This is a genomic window from Vibrio sp. (genome assembly GCF_047973365.1).
GTDB lineage: Bacteria > Pseudomonadota > Gammaproteobacteria > Enterobacterales > Vibrionaceae > Vibrio.
Window position 1 is genome coordinate 20,534 of record NZ_JBKEBW010000008.1, and the last position, 9,840, is coordinate 30,373.

The 9,840-nt window shown below is 43.1% G+C and carries 9 protein-coding genes; 2 read left to right on the forward strand and 7 right to left on the reverse strand.

Annotated features, from left to right (window positions below; genetic code table 11):
• Nucleotides 1-93 precede the first annotated feature (93 nt).
• The 7 genes from ACK5MF_RS01200 to ACK5MF_RS01230 all read right to left on the reverse strand — a co-directional run bounded on the left by ACK5MF_RS01200 (nucleotide 94) and on the right by ACK5MF_RS01230 (nucleotide 7,663).
• Complete coding sequence (locus tag ACK5MF_RS01200) at nucleotides 94-1,575, reverse strand: FGGY family carbohydrate kinase (protein ID WP_416918582.1); 1,482 nt, start codon at nucleotides 1,573-1,575, stop codon at nucleotides 94-96.
• 1 nt (nucleotide 1,576) lies between these two features.
• Nucleotides 1,577-2,521, reverse strand: coding sequence for a transketolase family protein (locus tag ACK5MF_RS01205; RefSeq protein WP_416918584.1), 945 nt, complete (start codon nucleotides 2,519-2,521; stop codon nucleotides 1,577-1,579).
• The gene (locus ACK5MF_RS01210; protein ID WP_416918586.1) at nucleotides 2,514-3,344 is read right to left on the reverse strand and encodes a transketolase; all 831 of its coding nucleotides are present in this window, start codon (nucleotides 3,342-3,344) and stop codon (nucleotides 2,514-2,516) included. The genes ACK5MF_RS01205 and ACK5MF_RS01210 overlap by 8 nt, the downstream gene beginning before the upstream one ends.
• Nucleotides 3,345-3,453: 109 nt before the next feature.
• Nucleotides 3,454-4,527: an ABC transporter permease gene (locus ACK5MF_RS01215; protein WP_416918588.1), complete on the reverse strand. Its 1,074-nt coding sequence runs from the start codon at nucleotides 4,525-4,527 to the stop codon at nucleotides 3,454-3,456.
• Between the two features lie 2 nt (nucleotides 4,528-4,529).
• Complete coding sequence (locus ACK5MF_RS01220) at nucleotides 4,530-6,053, reverse strand: sugar ABC transporter ATP-binding protein (protein WP_416918590.1); 1,524 nt, start codon at nucleotides 6,051-6,053, stop codon at nucleotides 4,530-4,532.
• 4 nt (nucleotides 6,054-6,057) lie between these two features.
• A complete protein-coding gene (locus ACK5MF_RS01225; RefSeq protein ID WP_416918592.1) occupies nucleotides 6,058-6,645 on the reverse strand; it encodes a DUF2291 family protein in 588 nt (195 codons plus the stop codon).
• Between the two features lie 82 nt (nucleotides 6,646-6,727).
• Nucleotides 6,728-7,663, reverse strand: coding sequence for a D-ribose ABC transporter substrate-binding protein (locus ACK5MF_RS01230; RefSeq protein WP_416918594.1), 936 nt, complete (start codon nucleotides 7,661-7,663; stop codon nucleotides 6,728-6,730).
• 365 nt (nucleotides 7,664-8,028) lie between these two features.
• Between ACK5MF_RS01230 and ribB the strand changes: the two genes are divergently transcribed.
• Nucleotides 8,029-9,132 (forward strand): 3,4-dihydroxy-2-butanone-4-phosphate synthase, encoded by a 1,104-nt coding sequence (gene ribB, locus ACK5MF_RS01235; protein ID WP_416918596.1) that lies wholly within the window; start codon nucleotides 8,029-8,031, stop codon nucleotides 9,130-9,132.
• A 169-nt stretch (nucleotides 9,133-9,301) separates the two neighbouring features.
• A complete protein-coding gene (locus ACK5MF_RS01240) occupies nucleotides 9,302-9,808 on the forward strand; it encodes a helix-turn-helix domain-containing protein (protein WP_416918598.1) in 507 nt (168 codons plus the stop codon).
• Nucleotides 9,809-9,840: the final 32 nt, after the last annotated feature.

Genomic DNA, 9,840 nt, shown 5'->3' on the forward strand with positions numbered 1-9,840 from the left:
TTCACGTAATGTAGGATTTGGGTTTAATTTGATGTGTATAGATGGCTATTTTCTAGCGACTAAACATCATCATAACTATTTCTGTTGTAACGATTAATTCGGACTGTAACGAGCTCTATCAATCGCGTCTTTCCATAGTTTGTAACTATCTAGAACGAGTTTGTTTTCTGGATTAGGCTTAATAACTTGCACTTCTTTTGCAAGCGCATCTAAATCGCGATATTCAGGCCACCATTTCAATGTTCGTCCGGCCATATACGCGACACCCAATGCAGATATTTCTGTGGTTTCACTTCTAATAATTGGTACTTGTAGCAAATCGGCTTGAAATTGCATTAGCTGTTGGTTCTTAGAAGGGCCACCATCCACTGACAACGCACTAAATTTCATCTCACCGGATAACTGCATAGCAAAGAAGAGATCCGCCACTTGGTAGGCAACTGACTCAAAAGCCGCTCGCGCGATATGCGCTGGCGTTGCTGCATCGGTTAACCCCGTGATGAGCCCTCTTGCCTTAGCGTCCCAATAAGGCGCGCCTAGCCCAGCTAACGCAGGTACAAAAAATACACCTTCGCTATTTTCAACCGACCAAGCTAACTCACTGAGTTTATTGATATCTGATATACCTAAGATCTTAGAGATAAACTTAATCGCCGATCCCGTATGGGTAATATTTCCTTCCATCGCCAGACTTGGTTTGTCGTCATCCCAGGCAACCGTAGTTGAGACACCATAATCGTGTTTTGGCGGTTGATTGATCCGCACCATCAATGAGCTCCCTGTACCGTAAGTTGCTTTTACAACACCGGAATTGAAGCCCCCTTGCCCATAAAGTGCGGCGTGAGAATCGCCAGCTTGTGCCAGAACTGGAATACCATCTTTAATCGTTGATAGACCAATCGTTACACCTCTTTCACCAGTAGAAGCAATGACTTTAGGTAAGCACTGTTCTGGTATCTGGTAGAGATCGAGTAACAATGGATCCCAACTAAAAGTGTTGATGTTAAACAACTGGTAACGTGAAGCATTAGATGCATCGGTAACAAATTGCTTGCCGCCAGTCAATTTCCAAACTAACCAGCTATCCACCGTGCCGACACACAGTTCACCACTGATTGCTCTTTGCGTACCATTTTCTAAATGATCCAAAAGCCAACGAATTTTTGAGGCAGGAAACAGCGGGTCGATAACAGAGCCAGTTAACTTTTTAACTAATTCCGCTTCCGGCTTTTTAGCGATATCGGCACAAATCTCTTCAGAACGACGACACTGCCAGCTCACAAGTGGCGTTAATGCCTGACCAGTACTTCTCTCCCATACGAGAACAGATTCCCGTTGATTGCTGATTGCAATGCCCGCCAACAACTCTGAATCGAGTTGTTGCAAGCACGCTTCAATCGCGGATTGGGTTGCATTCCAAATCGCTTCTGGATCCTGTTCAGCCCAGCCAGGGTGTGGATGAACCAACTCAACAGCAACACTGCCTTTACTCAAAACCTGACCGGATTGACTGACAGCAATAGCTTTAGCGTTGGTTGTCCCCTCATCAATGGCGAGAATAAATGGCTGAGACATGTTAGTTCTCCTTAACCATCTCAAGTGCTGTTTTACAAATACCGTTTGCATCAAATCCGTGGTGTGCTCGTACGGACTTACGATCGCCTGCTAGCGCATAATCCCCATCAGGAATACCCAAACGTTTGACACGATTGCCCGTACCGAACTCGGCAACCACTTCGCAGACTAAAGCACCTACACCACCATTAACGTTATGCTCTTCAACCGTGATCACTGATTTAAATCCAGCAAGGTTGGCTGCAATCTGATTAACATCACAAGGGCGAATAGATGCGATACATACGACTTGTGCTGAAACACCTTGTTCGCGAAGCAGAGCCGCCGCATCAACAACCTCATGCATAGCCGAGCCCATACCGATAAGCAGGATATCTTTGCCTTCAGACAAAACGTCGATTTTCCCCGACTCAAAACAGTAATCGTCATTAAACAGTTCAGGCAGTTCCTTACCATCCAAACGAACGTAAACTGGCCCCTGTTTTTCGATAGCGTAATCAATAATCTGGCGACATTGTGCTGGCGACGCTGGAGCGTAAATTTCGATATTGCCGAAACCGCGCATTACCGAGATATCATCAATGCTATGATGCGTGCTTGCTAAAGGCCCATAGCTAGCACCAGAGTTCAGACCAAACAGCTTAACATTTGTGTTGTTGTAACATACGTCCACTTTCACTTGCTCATTGGCACGAGAAATGAGAAATGGTGCGGCATTACAAGTCACAGCAACTTTGCCACCTAACGCCAAACCTGCCGCGGTTCCAACCAAGGCTTGTTCAGCAATGCCAACGTTCACTAAACGATCTGGAAATGCTTTAACAAAAGGCGAGATTTTCGCAGTAGAAGTTGAGTCAGCAACAACAGGAACAAGGTCTACACCTCTTTCAACTGCTGAGATAAAACGCTCGACCATAATATTTGCAAAGTGTTCTGCATTACCCATGATTCAACTCCTCCAATGCCAATGCCACTTCATCACCTTTTGGTACACGGTGATGCCATTCTGGGCGTCCTTCAATGAAGGAGATGCCCGCGCCTTTGATGGTATTTGCTATTACTACATGAGGTTTACCCTCATATTTTAAGCTCTCAAGCGTCGAAACAACCGATTCAACATTGTTGCCTTCGCACTCTGTCACCTGCATTCCAAATGCACGCCATTTATCATCGAGCGGATCAGTCTTCATAATGTCTTTGGTAAAGCCAGCAAGCTGCAACTTGTTCTTATCATTAATGATGATCAAGTTGTCCAAACCGTAGTGCGCCGCGACCAGTGCCGCTTCCCAGTTACTGCCTTCAGCTAACTCACCATCACCAGTAAGAACATATATTTTGCGTTTGCTTCCCGATTTCTTAGCCGCTAGCGCTAAACCTACAGCAACCGGTAGACCGTGACCTAACGCACCGGTATTCAATTCAACCCCAGGAGTTTTATGCTTCACTGGGTGACCAGGCAGTTTGGAATCCGAATGTTGATATGTTGGTAACCAATCAATCGGGAAATAACCTGCTTCAGCAAGGCAGCAGTAGTAACCACCAGCTGCGTGGCCTTTTGACTGAATGTAAATATCGCGTTCAGGGTCATCTAAACGGTCAGGTGCACAATTTAAAATTCTAAAATATAACGATGTGACGATTTCTACTTGCGATAAGTCCGCACCAGTATGACCACCAGCAGGGCTTTCAGAGTTCAACACCACAATTCGTTTGCGAATATCGGTGGCTTTCTTAGCAAGTTCATCAGTTGATAAACGATAAGGATTCATAACAACCTCCAATATATTCAATATTGAATATATATTCATAAAGGGCAAAAAAATAGCGTCAGAACATTAAAATGTGAAGTTGCTACCTTTTGCCTCTCCTACACTAAACTTAGTCAACAGACTTCTGAGATGTAATTGCAGCTTTGTACTGCATCTTGCTTTGCATCTGGTCGATAACAACAGCAACAATGATTACGATGCCTTTAATCACCATTTGCCAGAACTCACTTACACCCATCATAACCAGACCATCAGCCAGAATACCGATAACAAATGCACCGATTATAGTGCCTGAAATTGTACCGCGACCACCAGCCAATGAAGTACCACCAAGAACAACCGCGGCAATCGCATTCATCTCGAACGCTGCACCAGTTGCAGGGTGACTAGCCACTAATTGAGACGTTACTACAATACCGGCTAACGCTGCGCATAAACCTGAAATTGTATATACCCAGATCTTGACATTATTAACTTTTACACCAGACAGCTCGGCTGCACGCTCGTTGTCACCAATCGCATAGACATGGCGACCGAAAGGCAATTTTTTAGCTATGTAAGCGATCACGGCTGCGACGACGAACATTAGCCAAATAGCGTAAGGAATACCGAAAAGATAACCGGCACCAATTTGTTCAAACCCTGTGTTACCAATTTGTGGGTTGCCTTGTAAACCAGGGAAGGTTTCACCACCTGAAATCAGCATCGCAGCACCACGGATGACATACATGGTACCCAAGGTACAAATGAACGGAGCGACGTTATAACGGGTGATGATAAAGCCGTTCATCGCACCAATTAAGCCACCTATCACCAGAACCGTTGGCACTATGACCCAAACACTGGGGAAAATAGCGATACCAAACATCGGTAGTACGATACCTTTTGAAATAAGATACCCGGCGACCATGCCACAAAACCCTAGAGTAGCGCCGACAGAAAGGTCAATACCTGAGGTAATAATGACAAAGGTAATACCCAATGCTAAGAACGCATTGATCGATATATGTTTAATCATGATGATCAAACTGCTTGGCGCAAGGAAACCATCAACGGTAAATGAGAAGAACCCTAAAAGGATAAATAGTGCGATAAACGTTCTCAACTTTAACAGTATCAAACCAATATTCGCGGAGTTAAATTGATTTTTTGGCATTGTCATGCCTTCTGCTTTGGCTTTCATAATTAAAATCCCTGTGCACTTGCTAGTACTAAATCTTCTTCGGTGGTTTCTTTACGAAGTACATCTGCGGTTAACTTACCGTTAGACATAACCAAAATTCGATCTGAGACGGCCATAATTTCTTTCAAATCTGAAGTCGAAAACAAAACGCCAATGCCTTGCTCAGATAACTTAACCATCATTTCGAATACATCGCCTTTCGCACCGACATCAATACCACGGGTAGGTTCATCGAGAAGCAATACTTTAGGCTCTGTGAGCAATGAGCGACCAATAACAACTTTTTGTTGGTTACCTCCACTTAGAGCTTGAATTTCAATTTTTGGTGAAGAAACTTTGATTGAGAGGTTATCAATCGCCCCTGCAACCGCTTTTTCCTCATCTTGTTCAGAAATTGCCATGCCCTTTAAACGTTTCCACAAACTTGAAATCGTTAAGTTATTGGCAACAGAACTCACAGGGAAAATACCAGACTGTTTACGATCTTCAGGAACTAAGCCAATTCCCATTTTCACTCGATCTGGAGTTGTTGTTTTCGGACTAATTATTTTTCCATTTAAAGAGAAACGACCTTTGTACATCGCTTTACCGACTAAGCACTCAAATAGCTCAGTTCGCCCCGCTCCCATTAGCCCGTAAATACCAACGATTTCACCTTCACGAACATAAAAAGAAACGTTATCGACTAAATTTGAGTCCGTCTCCGACGCTAAGGTAATACCTTCAGCTTCAAGAACTTTCATTCCATAATTACGCTTTTCGGGAAGAAAATCGGTCACTGGGTCGTTACCTAACATTTGACGAACGATCCAAGGAACATTGATATCTTTCACCGCAGCTTCTGACTGGAATTTGCCATCTCTTAAGATCGTGATATAAGTGCCGATCTCCATTAGCTCTTCAAGGCGATGTGAGATATAGATGATAGAAACACCTTGAGCAGTAAGATCGCGAATAACACCAAACAAGATTTCAACTTCTTTCTTACTTAGCGCAGAAGTCGGCTCGTCTAAGATTAGAATATCCACGTCACCCGATAAGGCTTTACCGATTTCAACTAACTGCTTCTGACCAACTTTAAGGTTAGAAACCAATTCATTCGGATCAATATTCTGTTTTAAACGCTTCATCAGTTCCGAAGCTCTTTGACATTGCGTTTCATTGTCAATTGGAGCGATACCTTTCTGCTTTTCTCGGCCTAAGAAGATATTCTCGGCAACCGTAAGATTCTCAGATAGGTTTAATTCCTGGTGAACCATGCCTATTCCGTGTTCTGCCGCATTGCGCGTACTAGAGAATGAGACAGGCTTACCTTCAATGTACATTTGTCCTTCGCTTTGCTGCTGAACCCCAGCCAGGATCTTCATCAACGTCGATTTACCTGCACCATTTTCACCGATAATGACATTGACGGCACCGCGATAAACATTGTACGAAACATTATCAAGCGCTTTAGTACCCGGAAATACCATGGAGATATTTTCTGCTCTTAAAATAACGTCTTTGTTATCAATACCTAAACTCATGCGTCTACCTCTTCGAAATTTCTAGAGGAATCACTTCCGAAACATCGGTACCTTTATAAGTCACAGCAGCTAAGATATCTACAGTGGCTCCAATCCATGAGCTATCAGGACGAGTAAAGTTTTCCATTGCTTTTTTATTCAACTCTTTAGAAAGTCGAGCAAACTGAACCTGGTTTTTGAAATCATCAAAATTAATAAAACTCACTGCGTCGCGAATAGAATTGCCACGAATGATGGGACCAATCTGTACAACAACTTCAGATTGCTCTTGAGTCACTATCATCGTTGCCGCTTTTTGGCTGTCGTCAACAGAGCTTACAACACCATTAATACGAACAAATTCGCTCGCTTTCCCATCTACGTGATGATCTTTGATTGAAACAGATGCCCCTGATTGAGCTTCTTTAAGAATGTCACCCCAGAACCGTTCCGCCAAAACATCTGGCGTTAAGTTTTGCAAAGATGCGGCCTCTTCTGCAGACATTGGGATGATGGGCTTACCATTTTCATCCAGCTTTACAATGTCGCAGCCAATCAACGATAAGCAACACAGCGGAATCAACGACCATTTGGTAAAATTCTTCACGCTCATACCTACTATCCTTTAATTACAACTTGGATATTTTTAATTGAGAGGAGTAAAGCTTCACCTTACTCCTCGAAGTAATGACAGCTTATTTCATTGCGAACGTATCTAGCTGTTTAGCGTTGTTGCCATCAATAAGAATACAATCCATTAATTGTTTCTCATCTAGACCAGTAGAACCGGTTCTGATGTATTGGTCAGCCTGAACCATTGCCATTTGCGCTTGATCCCATGCTGGCTGTAGAACGGTTGCCTTAATGTTTGCACCGGCAAGAATTGAATCACGAACATAGTCACTGCCATCGAAACCAACCACAATAACATCATGGCGACCCGCAGCTTTAAGAGCAGCTTCGGCACCAAGTGCCATAGTATCGTTACCAGAAATAACGCCTTTGATATCTGGATTAGCTTGTAGGATTGATTCCATGCGCGTGAATGCTTCGGTTTGACTCCAGTTTGCAGATTGTTGAGCCACCATTTTCATGTCGCTATAGTCATCAATCACATCATGGTAGCCTTGAGAACGAACATGAGCATTAGTGTCTGATTCACGTCCTAGTAGCTCAACGTATTTACCTTCACCACCCATCAACTCAACAAATGTTTCAGCACCAAGCTGTGCGCCTTGATAGTTGTTAGAAACGATCTGAGAGACAGCCACGCCAGTTTTGTTGATCTCACGGTCAATCAAGAACGCCGGCACGCCAGCTTGCTTCGCTTTTTCTAACGCACCGATTGTTACGTCAGAACCCGCATTGTCAAGAATGATGGCTTTTGCTTTACGAGCAATCGCCGTTGAAATTAGCTGATCCTGCTTGTTTGCATCATCATCATGAGAGGCAATCAAGGTTGTGTAACCTAACTCTTCAGCTTTCGCCTTGGCACCCATGGCTTCCGCTTTAAAGAAAGGGTTGTCATGAGACGGAGTAATAATAGCGATTAAACCATTGTCAGCCATGGTAAAACCAGAGAACGCAGTAGCTATAGCTAATGCGCTGATAGTTAAAATTTTATTTCTCATTATAATCACCTTATGAATATATATTCACTTCACGTTATTTATTCAACATCAGCTTAGTGATTCGCTCAAAATCTGTCTAGATCATGTTGTATAAAACCTGAGCATCGTCACAATGATTGAGCATAAGTGGCGTTTAAAAATGAGGAACAGCTCTGAAGAACACTGCTGCTACTTCACTGAAAACTTCGGTAAGTATGATTTAACATTTCGACAGAAATAAATTTATCTCATTGATATATTTAAATTTACATTCAACACCATGAAGAATAAGGTGTACGAAATACGGAATGATATTTAAGTAATTAAATGCTAAAATTCGCACTGGAATATATATGCGTAATTAAATTTAAATTCGGGACTGCGCCATGGCTCTAAGTAAAATAGAAGACATCATTGAAGATATTCGTCTGGGTAAAATGGTTATCCTTATGGATGACGAAGACAGAGAAAATGAAGGTGATATTTTAATCGCCGCAGAAAAAATCACCCCAGAGATCATCAATTTCATGGTCACACAAGGAAGGGGACTTCTTTGCCTGACTATTACCGAGCAACGCGCCAAACAACTCAATCTGCCTGTCATGGTTCGTAAGAACACAGAACAATTTGGTACTAACTTTACCGTATCAATAGAGGCTGCGACTGGCATCACAACCGGTATCTCTGCTCACGACCGAGCGCACACCATCAAGCTGGCGACCAATGAAGATGCTAAAGCCTCAGATCTTGTTTCTCCGGGTCATGTATTCCCGATTATTGCCAAGCCTGGCGGCGTGCTTATTCGTGCGGGTCACACCGAAGCAGGTTGTGACTTAGCAAAGCTCGCAGGATTAGAACCTTCCTGTGCAATTATCGAAGTTCTCAACCCCGACGGCACAATGGCTCGCAGACCACAACTTGAAGAATTTGCCGCGGAACATGACATTAAATTAGGCACGATTGCCGATTTAATTAAATATCGTCTGCAAACTGAAAGTGTCATTGAGTGTGTACTTGAGCAAGATCTAGCAACCAGACAAGGTACGTTTACGCTGACCACTTATAAAGACACGATTAATAACCAGTTGCATTACGCATTAGCCAGCAAGAACTTGGATATCAATGATGAGAAGTGCGCTCCGCTTGTGCGAGTGCATGCATTGAACTACCCGCTTGATCTGTTCAATGTCGATTCGAATAAGTGGAATATCCAGGATGCAATGGAACAAATTCAGGCGAGTCCAACGGGTGGTGTGTTAGTGGTTATTGGTAAACCATTATCCAATGATTCGATCATTGCTCATTTGACTAACGACTTAACCAATTGTCCAACTCATAATGCCAGCAGTGAAATTGGTATCGGTTCACAGATCCTGCAACATTTGGGCATTCACAAGATGCGCTTATTAACCTCTGCAGAAGTTAAGTACGGTGCTCTCTCCGGATTTGATTTAACCATCGAAGACAGTGTGCAGAAAGAGCCTAAGTAGTTTATTAACGGAGCGTCAGACTGATGACAAACTCAATATCGTCATTCCTGCGAAGGCACAATGCTGATCGTTTAAAGAAAATATAACTACTTGAACGATCTTTCTCTCGTTCCCATCTCTGAAGTGACCCCCAATAGTTGGACAACCAATTATTGGGGGTCTTTTATTTATGTCCAAATACAGTCGCGAGTTAAAGTTCAAAGTAGCTAAAAAGTATCTTGATGGCTCCACTCCTCGAGAGCTCGCTGAAAAATATTCTGTCCCAACAAACCATGTTCGTTATTGGACTCATGTTTTCACTATGCATGGTTCAAATTCATTTTTAATTGATGGCCATTCTCTTAGTGCGGAAGCTAAGCTGGAAGCGTTGCAATTATTGTGGACAAAGGGCTGGTCTGTCAGACACACTAGCGCGGTGTTAAACCTCTCTTTCCCTACGACGTTAACGAGTTGGCTCCGAAAATATGAAAAGCAAGGCATGATTGGGTTGGAGAAACATAAAAGAGCGATTATTCCACTGAAGAACTCCCCGCAAACGCCACCCAAATCTGATGATGAGATGACCCTGGAAGAGTTAAAAGAAGAACTGGCGTATTTACGTGCGGAGAACGCTGTCTTAAAAAAGCTCGAGGAGTTGAAGCAGCAGCGATTTCGTCGAACAAAGAAAAAGCGTTAACCGTTTCAGCTCTTAGAAAAACATACTCTTTA